Annotated in this window: 14 protein-coding genes; all 14 read left to right on the plus strand. The window is 60.7% G+C overall.

Translation table 11 applies throughout. The features are described from left to right. The first annotated feature begins 91 nt into the window (after positions 1-91). The 14 genes from WG78_RS19645 (at position 92) to WG78_RS19705 (ending at position 15,175) form a co-directional block, all read left to right on the plus strand. The gene (locus WG78_RS19645; RefSeq protein WP_053939538.1) at positions 92-1,288 is read left to right on the plus strand and encodes an LLM class flavin-dependent oxidoreductase; all 1,197 of its coding nucleotides are present in this window, start codon (positions 92-94) and stop codon (positions 1,286-1,288) included. Positions 1,289-1,299: 11 nt separating this feature from the next. Next, complete coding sequence (locus WG78_RS19650) at positions 1,300-2,352, plus strand: ABC transporter substrate-binding protein (RefSeq protein WP_053939539.1); 1,053 nt, start codon at positions 1,300-1,302, stop codon at positions 2,350-2,352. 34 nt (positions 2,353-2,386) lie between these two features. Beyond that, positions 2,387-3,454: an ABC transporter substrate-binding protein gene (locus WG78_RS19655; protein ID WP_053939540.1), complete on the plus strand. Its 1,068-nt coding sequence runs from the start codon at positions 2,387-2,389 to the stop codon at positions 3,452-3,454. Between the two features lie 2 nt (positions 3,455-3,456). Beyond that, on the plus strand, positions 3,457-4,260 hold the full coding sequence (locus WG78_RS19660; protein WP_083459430.1) for an ABC transporter permease: 804 nt from the start codon (positions 3,457-3,459) through the stop codon (positions 4,258-4,260). After that, complete coding sequence (locus tag WG78_RS19665) at positions 4,257-5,021, plus strand: ABC transporter permease (protein ID WP_053939541.1); 765 nt, start codon at positions 4,257-4,259, stop codon at positions 5,019-5,021. Before WG78_RS19660 ends, WG78_RS19665 begins: the two co-directional genes overlap by 4 nt. Positions 5,022-5,221: 200 nt before the next feature. Next, a complete protein-coding gene (locus tag WG78_RS19670) occupies positions 5,222-6,400 on the plus strand; it encodes an LLM class flavin-dependent oxidoreductase (protein WP_053939542.1) in 1,179 nt (392 codons plus the stop codon). A 13-nt stretch (positions 6,401-6,413) separates the two neighbouring features. After that, entirely contained in the window at positions 6,414-7,478 is a 1,065-nt protein-coding gene (locus WG78_RS19675; protein WP_053939543.1) for an ABC transporter substrate-binding protein, read from the plus strand. Next, a complete protein-coding gene (locus tag WG78_RS19680) occupies positions 7,475-8,674 on the plus strand; it encodes an MFS transporter (protein WP_053939544.1) in 1,200 nt (399 codons plus the stop codon). Before WG78_RS19675 ends, WG78_RS19680 begins: the two co-directional genes overlap by 4 nt. Then, entirely contained in the window at positions 8,671-9,531 is an 861-nt protein-coding gene (locus WG78_RS19685; protein ID WP_053939545.1) for an ABC transporter ATP-binding protein, read from the plus strand. Before WG78_RS19680 ends, WG78_RS19685 begins: the two co-directional genes overlap by 4 nt. Positions 9,532-9,616: 85 nt before the next feature. Beyond that, complete coding sequence (locus tag WG78_RS19690) at positions 9,617-10,348, plus strand: class II aldolase/adducin family protein (RefSeq protein WP_053939546.1); 732 nt, start codon at positions 9,617-9,619, stop codon at positions 10,346-10,348. A gap of 492 nt (positions 10,349-10,840) precedes the next feature. Next, a complete protein-coding gene (locus WG78_RS19695) occupies positions 10,841-13,102 on the plus strand; it encodes a TonB-dependent receptor (protein WP_053939547.1) in 2,262 nt (753 codons plus the stop codon). Between the two features lie 188 nt (positions 13,103-13,290). Next, positions 13,291-13,581 (plus strand): hypothetical protein, encoded by a 291-nt coding sequence (locus tag WG78_RS19700; protein ID WP_053939548.1) that lies wholly within the window; start codon positions 13,291-13,293, stop codon positions 13,579-13,581. A 501-nt stretch (positions 13,582-14,082) separates the two neighbouring features. Continuing rightward, entirely contained in the window at positions 14,083-14,295 is a 213-nt protein-coding gene (locus WG78_RS22595; protein WP_152969318.1) for a hypothetical protein, read from the plus strand. Positions 14,296-14,722: 427 nt separating this feature from the next. Further along, positions 14,723-15,175 carry a hypothetical protein gene (locus WG78_RS19705; RefSeq protein ID WP_053939549.1) on the plus strand — a complete coding sequence of 151 codons (453 nt, stop codon included), beginning with the start codon at positions 14,723-14,725 and terminating at the stop codon, positions 15,173-15,175. The last annotated feature ends 173 nt before the right edge of the window (positions 15,176-15,348 follow it).

Consider the following 15,348-nt stretch of genomic DNA (forward strand, 5'->3'; position numbering starts at 1 on the left):
AATGGCGCGGCCAGCGCGCTGACTGCGCATGGCACGGAAACTGCTCCATTGACGGCATCGCGGCCGATGCCGTAGCAAGGAGCAACATCCGATGTCGATCGAATTTCTGTGGCGGCTGCCGGTTCATGGCGATGGTCGTAATGCGCATGACCAGCACACCCGCGGCGAGTGGAATGCCCGCGCCGCCCATCGCGTCGCGCCACGGCAGCAAGACCCGGACTTTGCCTATATCGATTACCTGGGCCAGGTGGCGCGCGCGGCCGATATCAACCATTTTCATGGTGTGCTGATTCCGGCGTTTCGCCATACCGAAGAACCGTGGATGGTGGCTGCGGCGTTGGCGCGCGAGACCCGCCGCCTGCGCTTGCTGATTGCCATCCAGCCGTGGTTTATCCACCCCGCCTACGCCACGCAAATGGCGGCCAGCCTGCAACGGTTGAGCCAGGGCCGGGTGGAATGGAATGTCATCACCGGCGGTGGCGGCGCGGAGCAAGAAGCGTATGGCGACTTTATCGGCCATGACCAACGCTACGAGCGTACCGGCGAATTTCTCGATTTCATCAAAGGCTATGCCTCGGGCGAACCGTTCAGCTATGACGGCAAGTATTTCAAGGTCAACGAAGGCGGCCTGACGGCGCCGATGACGCACTACCCCACGCCGCGCATCTGGTTGGCGGGGGCCAGCCCGGCGGCGATGGCGGTGGCGGCGCGCCACGGCGACATCCATCTGACGTGGGGCGAGCCGCTGGCCAAACAAAAAGAAGTGATCGCCCAGGCGCGGCGCGCGCTGGAAGCCGCCGGCAGCGAGCGCGATCTGCGTTACGGCATGCGCATCGACATTCTGGCGCGCGATACCGAAGCCGAGGCGTGGGCCGAATTGCGCCGCATGTACGGCACCGTCACCGAGCAAACGCTGGGTTTTGGTCGCCGCAAAAACAACAGCAAAGCCGCCAGCGAGTCAGTCGGTGCGCAGCGGCAATTTGCATTGCACGGTGGGGCCAAAGATTTCGATTCGCTGATCGTCGGGCCCAATCTGTGGTCGGGCATGTCCAGCGTGCGCGGTGGGCCCGGTTGCGTGATAGTCGGCAATTACGAGCAAGTGGCGCAGCGGCTGGCGGAGTACGTCGATATCGGCGTCAGCCACTTTATTCTGGCCAGCAATCCGCACCTGGAAGAAGCGTATCGCGTCGGCGAAGAAGTGCTGCCGCTGGTGCCGCAAGCCGTTAAAGGCGCGCTGAGCATCGCCGCCGAAACCGCCACCACCGCCACCGCCACCGCCACCGTATAAGCGCCGCCATCATGACCTCAACAATCTGGTACACCCGCTGCCCCGTGCCCACGCCGCTGGGCATTGCCGCAAGACTGGGCTGGTTGGATGACGAATTTGCGCCCGATGGCATTGCGATCCGCTCGCTGCAGGATGGCGGCGTCAGCGCGGCGCAACGGCGTTCACATGTAGACCACACCTTGCCGCATTCCTGGCGCCAGGGCGGCAGCATTCCCGCGTTGTGGGCGCGCAGCAATGGCGCCGATACCCGCGTGCTGGGCTTCTCGTGGGTGGATGAATCGCAGCTGATCATCACGCGCGCCAATTCGGGCATCCACACGCTGGCCGATCTGCGTGGCCGTCGCATCGGCTTGCCGCTGCGCGCTGTGGATAACGTCGATATTTTCCGGGCGATGGCGTTGCGCGGTTTTGTCAGCGCGCTGTCTTTGGCGGGCCTGGGTCTGGCAGATGTGGAGCACGTGCATGTGCCCGTCACCGACACGCCCGATATCGCCATCAACCCCGAGCAAGCCGGAGCGCGCCAGCCGTCCGCGCTGCGCAGTCGGCGCTTGTATGCCGCAGAAACCGGCGCGCTGCTGCGCGGCGAAGTCGATGCGATTTACGCCAAGGGCTCGCTGGGACTGGAGCTGGCCTATATGGTCGGCGCGCGCGTGCTGGTGGATATCGGCTTTCATCCCGATCCGCAAATCCGCGTCAATAACGGTTCGCCGCGCCCGATTACGCTGGATGCCGCCGCGCTGCAACAGCATCCCGAGCATGCCCGGCGCTTTTTACGCCGCATTGTTGAAGTGGGTGACTGGGCGCGCCAACACCCCGATCACGCCATCGACTGGCTGGCCGGCGAAACCGCCAGTGCGCCCGACTGGGTGCGGCTGGCCTACGGCGCACGTGTGCATGAAGGCCTGGCCACCACACTGGACGACGCCACGCTGCGCGCCTTCGATGAGTTCAAGCACTTTTTGCTACAGCACCAGTTTTTGCCCGCCGACTTTAGCGTGCGCGATTGGGTGGACCCCGCGCCGCTGGCCGATGTGCTGGAACAACTGCACGCGCGTGCCGCTTAAGCCCGCGCACTAAAACAACAAGGAAATCCGCTTTATGTCTTTTCGTCATTTTTTGCTGACGCTGCTGGGCGCAGCCACGCTGACCAGCGCCGCCCTTGCCCACGCCGAGGCCGCGCCGCCGCTGAAAGTGGTGCGCATTGCTACCATCTCGTTTGCCAACAACGGCAAGGTGGGCCATACCGCCGAAAGCGCCGTGCTGGACAATGACGGCTGGCTGCAGGCCGAACTTAAAAAACGCGGCATCGGGCTGGAATGGGTGCCGGTGTCGCCCGCCGCCGTTGGCCCGCAAGTGAACGAAGGCTTTGCCAATGGCCGCATCGACTTTGCGGGTTATGGTGATTTGCCATCGATTATCGCCAATGCCTCGGGCATCCAGACCCGGCTGATCGTGCCCGGCGGCCCGGGCAGCAATACCTATCTGGTGGTGCCCGCGGGCTCGGCCGCCAAATCGATCAAAGACCTGAAAGGCAAGCGCATCGCCTTGCATCGCGGCCGGCCGTGGGAATACCCGTTCAGCAAATTGCTGGCCGCCAACGGCCTGACGTTTAACGATGTCAAAATCGTCAACCTGAACCCGCAAGCGGGCGCGGCGGCGTTGGCCTCGGGCAGCGTGGATGCGTTTTTTACGCTGGATGACGCCTATCTGCTAGCCGATAAAGGCGTGGGCAAAATCATCTGGGACAGCAAACAATCCTCGCCCGACTGGAAGATGCGCGCCGAGTTGTGGGGCCGCAAAGCGTTTATCGACCAATACCCCGACGTCACCCAGCTGATTGCCACCGCGCATATCCGCGCCGCGCATTGGTCGGCGCAAGAAGCCAATCGCAAAGCGTATTACCAGTTGGCCACCGGCAGCGGCATTCCGCTCAGCGTGGTCGAGCGTGAATATGCAGGCGATATCACGCCGTGGAAAGACCGTTTTTCGCCGCTGTACGACACCTTTTTGCAAGACCATTACCGCGACGAAGTGGTGTATGCGCGCAATGCGGGCGTGATCCATGCCGATCTGGATTACCGCACGTTGTTTGATACGCGCTTTGTCGATGCCGCGCTGAAAGACCCGGCGCTGGCGGGCTTCTGGGCCGCGCGGCGGAGCCAGTAACCATGAGCCTGAGCCTGCCCCTGCCCTTACGCGGCCCGCATTGGCGGCGCGTGCTGGCGCATCCGGCGTTTTTGCTGGTGTCGCCGCTGGCCTTGCTGGCGTTGTGGCAAGCCGCGTGCAATAGCGGCGCGGTCTCACCGCAATTGCTGGTGCCCCCGCTGCAAGTGTGGCGCACCGCGCTTAGCCTGGCCGCCAGCGGCGATTTGTGGCTGAACCTTAGCGCCAGTCTGTATCGGCTGGCGGTGGGCTTTGTCAGCGGCACCGTGCTGGGCCTGCTGGTGGGCGCGTTGCTGGGCACGTCGCCGCGTTTTGTGGTGTGGGTGGGGCCGACCTTTAATGTGCTGCGCCAGGTGCCGGGCATTGCGCTGGTGCCGGCGTTGATTTTGCTATTGGGCGTGGGCGAAGCCTTCAAGATTGTGCTGGTGGGCAAGGCGGTTTTTTTTTCGGTGGCGCTGGCCACCAGCGAGAGCATCCGCGCGGTATCCGGCCGCTGGTCCGAAGTGGGCACGCTATACCGGCTGAGCCGCTGGCAACAACTACGCCATATTGCGCTGCCCGCCTCGTTGTCGCCGGTGTTAACCGGCATGCGCATCGGGCTTAATCGCGCCTGGATGGTATTGGTGGCCACCGAGCTGATCGCCTCCGAAAGCGGCCTGGGCCAGATGATGGAAATGGCGCGGCAGATGTTCCAGATGGATGTGGTGATGGTGGGCATCGTGCTGACCGGCGTGATTGGCTTTGGCCTGGATCGCGGCTTGCGCCTTGTCCAACGCATGCTGTTGCAACGCCAGGGAGGCCAGCAATGACCGCGCGTGTGTCCTGGCCTGATCGCTTGCGCGGTCTGGCGATTCCGGCCGCCCTGCTGCTGCTGTGGCAATGGGCGGCACACCACAGCACCGCCTACGCCTATGCCTTTGTGCCATTCGAACAAGTCTGGCGCGGCGCGGTGCAGGCGCTGGAAAGCGGTGGCTTGCTGCCTAACCTGGGCGCCAGTCTGGCGCGTACCTGCGCCGGTTTGCTGATCGGCAGCGTGCTGGGTCTGGCGCTGGGTGGTGTGCTGGCCATGTCGACGCTGGCCGACAAGCTGGCGGGCACGCTGTTCCACGCCTTGCGCCAGGTGCCGTTGCTGGCGTGGGCCCCGCTGATAGGGCTGTGGTTTGGCAATAGCGAACCCGCGCGTTTGCTGGTGATTAGCCTGGCCGCGCTGTACCCGGTGACGCTGAACACCTTCGAAGGCTTGCATCAGGCCGAATCGCGGCATCTGGAGCTCGCCAGCCTGTATCAATTGACCGCATGGCAGCAATTCTGGCGCGTGCGTTTGCCCGCCGCTTTGCCGCACGTGTTTACCGGCTTGATGCATGCGCTGACCTTTGCCTGGATCAGCGCCGTGGGGGCCGAGATGCTGTTCTCGGCCGGGCCCGGCATCGGTTCGATGATGCTGACCGCCGAGACCAATCAGCAGATGGAAATCGTGCTGATTTGCGTGATCACCATCTCGGCCATGGGCACGCTGATGAACCACGCGCTGACACTGGCGGCGCGCCGCTTGTTGCGTTGGCATCGCTGAATTGAAAAAGCAGCAGTGCTGTTGAAATCTCAACCTGCGCCACATTGATAATCCAGCACACCCCGCAAAACGCAGGCCGCCGCGCCTGCGTTTTTTGCCTTTTACCGTTAGTAATCAAGCACTTGCAATTCTGGCACAGCGCTTGCTGTACAGATGACATTGCCGCGTAGCCAAGGCGGTCTATCTGCAGGGAGCATTGCATGAGTCTCGAATTTTTCTGGCGTTTGCCGCTGGGCAGCGATGGCGCCAATCTGGCCTCCGATAAAAACAACCGTGGCGCGGCCGAGCATGCGCCAGGCCATATCGCGCCGGGCCGTCTGCCCGATGGTTCGCCCGACGGCTTTAACTACATCGATTACATCGCGCAGGTGGCCAAGGCGGCCGAACTGGCGGGCTTTGAAGGCGCCTTGCTGCCCACCGGCCCCGAACCTTGGGTAGCGGCCGCGGCGCTGGCGCGTGAAACCCGGCGGCTGAAGTTTCTGATTGCGTTTCAGGCCACGTGGATCTTGCCAGCCTATGCCGCGCAAATGGCAGCGGCGCTGCAGCATCTGTCGGGCAACCGCGTCGAGTGGAACATCATCACCGGTGGCAACCCGGCGCAACAACGCGCCAATGGCGACTTTGCCGAACACGATCTGCGCTACAAACGCACCGGCGAATTTCTGGATGTGGTGCGTGGCTTGTGGTCGGCGCCGCAGTTTTCCTACCAGGGCGATGTGTACCAACTGGAAAACGGCAGCCTGCCACCCGCGCTGCGCCACGAGCGCATTCCGGGCATCTATTTCTCCGGCTTCTCCGATGCCGCACTCGAAGTGGCGGCGCGCCATGCCGATGTGTATCTGAACTGGGCCGAGCCGGTGGACAAGCTGAAACCGCATATCGAACGCGTGCGCGCACTGGCTGCGGCGCAAGGCCGTAGCGTGCGCTTTGGTATCCGCGTGGACGTCCTGGCGCGCCATACCGAAGCCGAAGCCTGGGCCGAAGCGCGCCGCCAATACGAACTGATCGATGAAAAAACCCAGGCTCGCTTGCAGTGGATCGGCAAGGGTTCCGATTCGGTGGGCGCAGCGCGCCAGCAGGCCTATTACCAGAACGCCGAGCGCTTTGAGGACCTGATCGTCGGCCCCAATCTGTGGTCCGGTTTTGGCAAGGCGCGCCCCGGCCCCTCCATCGGCATCGTCGGCAGCTACCAGAACGTGGCCGAGCGCCTGAATGAATACCGCGAAGCCGGCATCAGCACCTTTATCCTGGCTGGCAATCCGCATCTGGAAGAAGCGCTGCGCGTGGGCCAGGAAGTGCTGCCGCTGGTACACGCCGCCGCGCGCAAACCGGCCAGCGCCGCCGCGCAAGATTCGCAACAACCTGCCCTGATCGTCTAACCGGAGAACCCGCATGAACCAACCCGCCCTGCCCACGCTGTGGTACACCCGCTGCCCCGTGCCCACCGGCCTGGGCATTGCCTTGCAACACGGCTGGCTTGATCAGGCGTTTGCCGCGCAATGCACCGAAGTGCGCTCGCTGCGCGAATCCAATGACCGTGCGGTGCGCGAATCGCACTTTGATCACACGCTGCAAAACTCGGTGCGCCACGGCGGCAATATTCCGGCGCTGTGGGCGCGCAGTTCGGGTCGCGAAACACGCGTGATTGGCTTGTCGTGGGCCGATGAAGTGCAGCTGATCCTCACCCGCCCCGATAGCGGCATCCGGACCCCGGCCGACCTGAAAGGCCGTCGCTTTGGTTTGCCGCGCTGGCGCGATGTGCAGATTGATTTCACCCGCGCCCAGGCGCTGCGTGGCCTGGAAAACGCGCTGAAACTGGAAGGCCTGAGCGTGGCTGACGTTGAGCTGGTGGATTTCGACATCAACGCCGGTTACAGCGACGCCCCCGCCACCCGCGGCCCTGGCGGCACAACCTGGAACAACCGGGGCCACCACAACCACGAACTGGTGGGCCTGCTGCGCGGCGAAGTGGACGCCATCTTTTTGAAGGGCGCGCACGGCGCACAAGCAGCGCGTGATTTTGGCCTGCATGTGGTCATCGACACCGGCAGCCATCCCGACCCGCTGATCCGTAGCAACAACGGCACGCCGCGCACGCTGACGGTGGACCAGCACTTGCTGACCCACCACTTTGACGCCGCCGTGCGCATCGTCGATCAGGTATTGCGCGCCGAGACGTGGGCGTGGGCGCACCCCGATGAAACGCGCCGCTATCTGGCGCGCGAGGCCAATACCAGCGAGGCCTTGGTGGTGACGGCCTATGGCGAAGATGCGCATCTGCGTCTGCGCACCAACCTGGCGGAGACCTCGATTGCCGCGCTGCAGGATTTCACCGATTTTCTGGCGCGCTGGCAGTTTATTCCGCAGCGTTTTGATGTGCGTGACTGGATCGATCCGCGCCCGTGGGCGGCCGCGCAAGAACTGCAGCGCGCCAACGCCGAGACGGTTGCAGCATGAGCCAGACCGCCGCGCCGGCCGAGGTGCGCCGCTTTGTGTTCGCCTTTGCCGGGCTGAGTTTGATCTCGGGCATCACCATCGGCATGAACAAGATCCTGGGCACGCTGCTGGGCCTGCAGTTGGCCGTCACGCCGTGGCAACTGGGCGTGATCAGCGGGGCCGAAACACTGGCCCTCGCACTCGGCACATTACCGGCCGGGCGACTGTTGGGCCGCGGCGACCCGCGCGTGGGTTATGCCGTGGTCAGCCTGTTGCTGGCCGCGGTGTTTGTGCTGCTGCCGCGCCTGGGCCAATGGCAATGGGTGGCGCTGGCGATGTTTGCGGCGGGTCTGTGCATCTCGTTCCGGATCGTGGCGATGAGCACGGTGTTTTTGCTGCAGCTACCCCGCATCGGCCAGGCCAAAGCGGGCTGGTACAAGGGCTCGCTGACGTTGGGCATCCAGTTTGCCGGGCCGCTGATCGCCAGTTATTTCACCGCGCAACTGGGGCTGACGCTGGCGTTTGGCATCTCGGCCGCGCTGTTTGTGTTGCTGGCGTTGCTGGGCTGGCTGGTACTGCCCGCCGACACCGGCGCGCCGCGCAACGCCGCCCGCGCCGGTCTGCGCCAGGTGCTGCAATTGGCCGAAGTGCGCCGCGTGTATCTGTTTGAAGTGCTGGGCAGCATGACGGCATCCGCGTGGGGCGTGTTTGCGATTTTGTTGGCGGTGCGCTTGTTGCACTGGTCCGCGCATAACGCGGTGTGGCTGGTGGCGTTGCAAGGCATCAGCTATGTGGCCGTGCTGTTTTTCGGCGGCCGCTGGTTGTTGGGCGCGGCCAGCGAACGTTGGTATCAGACCGGCCACGCGCTGATCCTGGCCGGCTTGTTGCTGGCCGGGCTGTTTCACTCGGACAGCGCCTTTGTGCTGGCGGCGTTGGCGTTTGGCTTTGGTCTGGGCTTTAACAATCTGATCAATTTCAGCCGGCTGGCGCAGGCCCCGGTGGACAAGGCCAGCGTGTCCGCGCATCTGACGCTGTTCCAGATGCTGGGCAGCGCAGCGGGTGCCATGGGCTCGGGCTGGCTGGGCAGCCATCTGGGCTTGCAAGCGGTGTTTTTGCTGTGGACCGCGCCGTGGATCATCACCTGGCCGGGCTGGCTGCGTGTGTGGCAACGCATCGCCCGCACGCCTGTCGTTATCGCCAACAAGGAAACCGCATGAACGCTCCCGTCCCTATCAACACCGCCCGCCAGGCGCGCGGTGCGCTATCGGTGATTGGCATCAACAAACAGTTTGGCGATGGCAAAGCGGCGCTAACCGTGCTGCAGGACATCAATCTGCATATCAAACCGGGCGAATTTGTCGCGATTGTGGGCGCCAGCGGCTGCGGCAAATCCACGCTGTTGCGCTTGCTGGCCGGGCTGGATACCGAGTTTGACGGCGTGTTGCTGCACGACGGCGAACCGTTGCGGGGCGCCAGCGCGCAGCGCGGCCTGGTGTTTCAGGACCACCGCCTGCTGCCATGGCTAACGGTGCGCCAGAACATCGATCTGGCATTGCTGAATGCCGGGCTGGATGCCACCACGCGCCAGCAACGCATTGCCGCGGGCGTCGAACAAGTGGGCCTGACCGCGTTTATCGACGCCTGGCCGCATCAGCTCTCGGGCGGCATGGCGCAGCGCGCGGCGATTGCGCGGGCGTTGGCCGCACGGCCGCAAGTGTTGTTGCTGGACGAACCGCTGGGCGCGCTGGACGCGCTGACGCGGCTAAAGCTGCAACAGGAACTGCGGCGGCTGTGGCAGGAAGAAGGCATCACCATGGTGATGGTGACGCATGACATCGAAGAAGCGCTGTACCTGGCTGACCGCGTGATTGTGCTGGACGCCCGTCCCGGCCGTATCCGCAAAGAAGTGCGCGTGGAATTGCCGCATCCACGCAGTCGCAACGGCCTGACCTTTGTGGCGCTGCGCGACAGCTTGCTGGCCGACTTTACCGGCGAGCACGCCACGGAAGCGCCGCCGCCCGAACCGCATCAGCAATGGCGCGGCAGTGACTGGCTGCAACGCATGAGCTGGTAGGCCGCTGCCCTTCTCGTTTTTTCTGGCCACTGCGCTGGCCGCGTTTACCCCCTTTTCAAACCCTCAATTGCAAGGAGTTTTAACCATGTCTGTACAACCTGTTGCCGCGACGCTGGAACACGCACTGGACGCTGATCTGGCCGCCTTTGTCGCCACCGTGCGCAAGGCCGCCATCAAGGCCGTTAAAGTGCTGACCGAAACCGGCACGCTGTCCGCCACCGGCACTTTTGGCGCGGCCGAACGTGTGCCGGGCCAGAACCGGTTGGTGTCGGTGGGCTATGCCGGCCCGTTTGCCGAGGGCGATGGCATCAGCGTGGCCGTGGTCGAATTCGACGGCACCATCGTGTATAGCGAAGGCGGCGCGGCGGGCGGCGGTGCGCGGTATGCGCCGGTGCTGAAAGCGCATCCGGACATCACCACCGTCATCCACGCGCACACGCCGTATCTGGGCGCATGGGCGGGCGCGCATCGCACACTGCCGCTGCTGTATGTGCCGGCGCAACGCTGGACGCTGGCGCGCGAAGTGCCGATCTACATCAACCGTCGCCAGGCGGAATCGGCATTCATCCTTGAGAAAATCGCCGAGAATTCGTACCACGAGGCAATTCTGGAAGCCAACGGCGGCTCCACCTTCTGGGGCAAAAAAGGCCTGCTGAAAACCGCCGCGCAGATCCTGGTGCTGGAAGAAGGCGCCCGCTTCCAGGCGCTGGCCGAACCACTGGGCGGCACCCAACCGTACGGCTCCGGCGTGCTGGAACAGCAATGGAAAATGAGCGGCTTGATCGAGAAGGCCGACCCGGCGGTTTATTCGGTTTGACCGGCAACGCTGCATGGGGTGGGACTCGGCGTCCCCGTCGAGACCCACCATTCAAAGCCATTGAAAAGACCCGCGATCCCTGCATTCTTCTTAATGGCTTTGGGTGGTGGGTCGTGACCCACCCTATCTGAAACGGCGCTGTGCATAGGGTGGGTCATGACCCACCATTCAAAGCCATTGATGAGACCCGGGATTGTTGCGTTCTTCTTGATGGCTTTGGGTGGTGGGTCGTGACCCACCCTATGCGCATGGCGCGTTTGAATTGCAATTGCTGATAAATCAGCAGCGCTACTCAGATATCAACAGTGTTTAAATCGCATTTAAATCAAATACAATTAAAATTAAAATTTTACATATATATATCAATGGTTTAAATAACATTCAATACATGGCACGCGCATTGCTATTACCCCGTTGCAGGCTGGCAGCCAAGCCCAGCCAGAAACAAAAAACACCGGCCCATCACACTGCCGGCTCCATGGGGAAATACCAATGCACCAGACAAAACAATGGCGGCTGACTGCAATCAGCACCGCGCTTTTAGGGATCAGCCTGTTTGGCCCGGCTTATGCGGCAGACAACGCAGCGGCCAATAACGCCAGCGACACCGCTGCCGCCAGCAAAGACGGCACGCAGCAAGTCGAAACCGTTACCGTGACGGCGCAACGCCGCAGCCAGCAAATCCAGAAAGTACCGATCGCGGTGACGGCGATTGGCGGCAAAGACCTGGATAGCAACTCCATCCAGATTGCCAACGATGTGGTCAAGTACGTGCCCAACTTCAACGCCGATTCCACCGAAGGGCGCGAGCGCCCGCGCTGGTTCTTGCGTGGCATAGGCAATAACGATCCGTCCAACCTGTCGCTGTCGCCCATCGCTGTCTACGTCGACGACGTGTACTGGAACAACGTGTTTGCCCAAGGCTTTCCGCTGTTCGACCTGCAACGCATTGAAGTGCTGCGCGGCCCGCAAGGCACGCTGTGGGGCAAGAACACCACCGGCGGCGCCATCAACTACATCTCGCGCAAACCGAACTTTGGCGCGGCCAATGGCTACGCCGACATCAGCTACGGCAGCTTTGCCGATCGCAAAGTGGAAGGCGCCATCGGCGGGGCCATTTATGGCGATACGTTGGCGGGCCGCGTGTCGTTCTTTAACGAACAGAACGACGGCTACATCGACAACACCTATTCGGGCCAGAAAGTCGGCAGCCTGCGTGATACCGCAGTGCGCGCGCAACTGCTGCTGGCCGTGGGCGAAACCTCGGACTGGCTGCTGAACACGCACTACCGCGACTATTCGGGCGGGGGCAGCTTCTGGCATCTGGACGGCACCAATAACGGCAAAAACCAGTACGGCTATCAGCCCCCCTCCGACCCCTACACCGTCTCGGAAAACGTCGCGCAAAACGACAAGATCACCAGCAACGGCGTGGACCTGACCGGCCACGTGGACCTGGGCCGACTGACACTGACCTCGATTACTGCACTGGAAAACGCGCACCGCACTTTTGTTAGCGATGGCGATGGCTCGCCGCTGGAAATCTCGCGCGGCTATTCAAAGCTGGACACCCGCCAGATCTCGGAAGAACTGCGCCTGGCCTCGCCCGCCGAAGACCAGCTCAGCTGGATTGCCGGCGCGCACGCGTTTAAAGAAGACCTGAACTCAGTCGCCACCTCCGGCACGCTGCCCGGCGGCCCCGCCGCCACCGCCTACCAGCAAACCAGCATTGGCCAGCAAACCAAAAGCTTCGCCATTTTTGGTAACGCCACCTATCGCTTTACCGATCGCTTTAGAGTCACCGGCGGCCTGCGCTGGACCACCGAGAAAAAATCCATCGATCTGGTGGGCATCAACGGCACCGGCAGCGTCGGCTTCCAGAGCCTGGATTACTGGTATCTGGCCAACCAGCTGACCGGCGCCACCAAGGTCAACGCCACGCAAAACGAAAGCCACACCTGGAGCGCGCCGACGTGGGACCTGACGCCGTCGTATTCGCTGACCGACAATATCGAAACCTATTTCCGCTACGCACGCGGCTTCCGCTCCGGTGGCTATAACGGCGGCGCCACCACACAAGCGGCGGTGAATACGGTAACGCCGGAATACCTGACCGATTACGAACTGGGCGTTAAATCGCAATGGCTGGATAACCGCCTGATCGCCAACCTCTCTGTCTTCCGCTACGACTACAAAGACATGCAGGTCTTCGCGATTGCACCCACCGCCAGCGGCCAGACCGTGCAGACGCTGTCCAACGCCGCACGCGGCAAGGTCGACGGCGTGGAACTGGAACTGAAAGCCGTGCCGGTGAACGGGCTAACGCTGTCGGGCAACGCGGGCTATCTGTACACCGAGTACACCGACTTCCCCACCTACGTAAACGGCGCAGCCACCAACTTGTCTGGCCACGCGTTTCCGCGCTCGCCCAAGCTGACCGTGGGCGTCGGCGCTAACTACCGCATTCCGGTCAGCAGCGGCCACGTGGAACTGGGCACGCTGTGGAACTACAAGGCCAAGGAATATTTCAACGCCATCTACCAGAACGACGCGATGGCCCAGGCGGGCTACACCACTGGCGACCTGGAGGCCGCGTGGCACGGCAAAGACGACAAACTGGTCGTCACCGCCTTTGTGCGCAACGTGACCGACAAGCAATACCGCACGCTGGCCGTGGTGCCGACCTACGGCGCGTATGAATACATCTATTCGCAGCCCCGCTTTTATGGCGCGGAAGTGGCGGTGAAGTTTTAGCAAGAGGCGTCAAGGCTGTGCAGGATTGACGTTTGATATGAAAAAAACGGCTGCCACGGCGGCCGTTTTGTTATTTGGTGGGCGCGCTATCCCTGCCTATATTCAGCAACATTCTTGATCGGCTTGCGGCCCACCGTGTGACCGCCGCAAGCCCACGGGGCCACAAGCCCCCCTTCCGGAGTGCCCGTGTGAAGCAATCGCTGCGTAAAACGTTTTTCTGGATGTACATCGCGCTGGTGGGCTGGTTTTTTATCCAGGCCGCGCAAGCCCATTCCATCGTGCAACTGCTGTTTGCCGCCGGCATGGTCTGCGGCGCACTGCAAGACCTGATCTCGCCCAGCAGAGCGCTCAACCTGACGCTGCGCGAACTGTATGCAGACTTTAAACAACGCCCCAACCCACGCACCCCATTGCACCGGATGCTGTCGGGGCTGATGCTGGGGTTTTGGGTTGCGGCTTTGGCCTGGCTGTTTAAATAGCGGGGCGGATTACGGACGCGCCATGGCTTTGCCGCGGCGCGCCACCTCACCGAAAACTGTTGAGCGCTAACCTGCCCAGCGCTGGCTGGACGCTCGTTCACCCGCGATACATTGCAGACGCAAATTAGATACACATCATCATTTGCTTCTTTACCGCTCGTGTAATTGCATGACGTCTAGCAGCTCACGCTCGGCGCAGATAGCAATATTTCGAAAAAGAACTCGATAATGCTTGAGTGGAAAAATAATCAAGATCCCATATTGGCAGCTCAAAAACCGGCAGTGCAAAGTCTGGACGGATTCGCTGCAGGCTTATACCGGGGCCATCATGGCGCGTGAAAAGCTGTGGGCAATTTCGAATCCTGGTGCAATTCACTAAAAACCAAGAAATAGTTACTTCAAGAGAAGAAAAGAGGTCTCGAATAGATTATTTTTGCAAAAAAAAATAGATTACAGGCAATTACCAGTTAGCGCGTAACATCACATCAAAATGGAATGTAAATGAAAATTCATATGAAATACCTGTTGCTGACTTTGGATTTGATATTTACTACGCCAACGCACGCATTATCGATGCAATACCCCATCTCGGCAGCGAGCAACAAACGGTCCTTTCCATATGTAGAACTGCCTTGGACTTCGCCCGACAGGCTTCTTTTCTACTCGCCCAACCATTTTGCCGCGCAATTTTTTTATCGCGGACAAATCGAATGAATATTTGATAGGCACATTCGAGAAGGCTGCAATCGAGCAGGATTCGATGTATTTTGACCCACTCTATTTTCACGCCACAACGTTTAACCAAAGTCCTGATGTTGTTTTTCTCAGCAACGATGAATAGTTGGGAAAAGGCCTGAACTTGATATACGGAAGACAATGGGCTCCCCAGTTCGATGACACAACGAATCCGTGGCTGCGACAAGCAGAGGGATCATACCGATAGCAACGCGCAATGATGATGTTAGCGCGGCTTCTTTTCATAACGACCGCAGGAATTTCACAATGATAAAAATGATCTTTTTGTTGATTGCACTGACCGTAAATACTTATGCCACCGCTCGCGGCCTATTTGGGGACCAGTGGCAGGAAGACGTGGTGACAAGCGACGGCGGGCACATTCGCGTCAATCGATCGCAACGCTATGGAGGCCCCCATTGGCCAACAAAAGCCCGTTAATCATCAAAAACTGAGTTTTGAACTGCCCGGCACCAAAGAATCGGTTACTTGGGAAAACAGCGCATCGGAGCTGGGCTATGTACTTTATGAGCCCCTGCTGTTGGACGTCATAAATAACGTGGCATATCTGGTGGTTACTCCAAAAATGTGCGCCGCGTGGCGCCTGGTCGGAAAACCGAATCCACCCTATATCGTTTTCCGATATATGGATAATAGATGGGAATCCGTCGATATCAATGTTTTGCCATCCAATATAGCGAAATCCAATTTATTGGTGGCTGCCGTCCCCCCGGACAATTTGTTGCACGACAAAACCATATCAGATAAAGATATCAATATAATGAATGGATACATCGACGATAGTTATCTGAAGACTATTTATCGAGGTAAAATCAGATACGAATGCAGTGAGAACTAAAGCAAACGAAATCTCGCCTTCTAGAAAGGCATTGCTTCGAAAATGAAAAAATAATTGTTTTTTTCTTACCAATAGAGGTGGCTAAATTCGCTGGCGCACATCGCTTTTTTGGTGATTATTGGAAAGAGGAGATTGTCACCCATGATGGCCAACATATCATCGTCAGCCGATCT

The organism is Amantichitinum ursilacus (assembly GCF_001294205.1).
Classification (GTDB): domain Bacteria; phylum Pseudomonadota; class Gammaproteobacteria; order Burkholderiales; family Chitinibacteraceae; genus Amantichitinum; species Amantichitinum ursilacus.